Raw genomic sequence first — 812 nt, forward strand, 5'->3', positions numbered from 1 at the left:
CCGGCGGACTGCTGGAGCACGTCGACCGGCTCGGCGCGGTCGCCCTGGCCGGGGCGATGGCCCGCTGCCACGCCGGGCACGAGGTGGCGCGGGGCTACCGGACGCTGCACCCGGACGCCGGGACCGCCGAGATCGTCGGCCAGATGGTCACCGACCACCTGCTGCGGGTGCCGCTGCACCGGCTCGCCGACGCCCACCCCGGCGCCAGTCACCTGTACGAGTTCGCGTGGCCCTCCCGGCTGCCCGGCCTCGGCGCCTGCCACGCCCTGGAGCTGGGGTTCGTCTTCGACAGCGGGGACGTGCCCGAGTCGCGGAAGCTGGCCGGTGAGGGCGCCCCGCAGGAGCTGGCCGACGCGATGCACGCCGCCTGGGTGCGGTTCGCGGCGACCGGGGACCCCGGCTGGGCGGCCTGGGACGCGACGCATCCGGTGCGGGTCTTCGGCGAGGGCGAGCCGCGTACCGTACACGGCCCACGGGATGCGGAGACCGGCCTCTGGCCGACCGCCCGCACGGTCGTCCCGGAGATCAGCCCCGCGTCCGTGGGCCGGGCTCCGGGAGCGGAGCTGGCGGCGGCGGTACGGCGTCTGCGGCGCTCGGTGGCGGCCCGGCGTCGCTGAGGGCCTCCGAGAACCTCGCCCGGCCTGGCGGTTGCTCCGGCGCGCCGACTGCCGGCGACCCTCGGTCACCGTTCCTCACGACCCATCAGATGTGCAGTCCTTGTGAAGAGTGCAAGCACGTTTTGGGCGCCAAGTCCGGTGTATTACCTAGAACTTGACAGGCCTTTACCCTCCTGGGAGAGTCCTGCCCGATCA

1 protein-coding gene is annotated in these 812 nt (G+C 74.3%); it reads left to right on the forward strand.

Going from position 1 to position 812, the window contains the following annotated elements:
- Nucleotides 1–617 (forward strand): carboxylesterase family protein (locus C3481_RS16045; protein ID WP_181021963.1); only part of this gene is annotated, 617 nt, incomplete at its 5' end.
- Nucleotides 618–812 lie beyond the last annotated feature (195 nt).

Source organism: Microbacterium sp. Ru50 (genome assembly GCF_002920555.1).
GTDB lineage: Bacteria > Actinomycetota > Actinomycetes > Actinomycetales > Microbacteriaceae > Microbacterium > Microbacterium arborescens.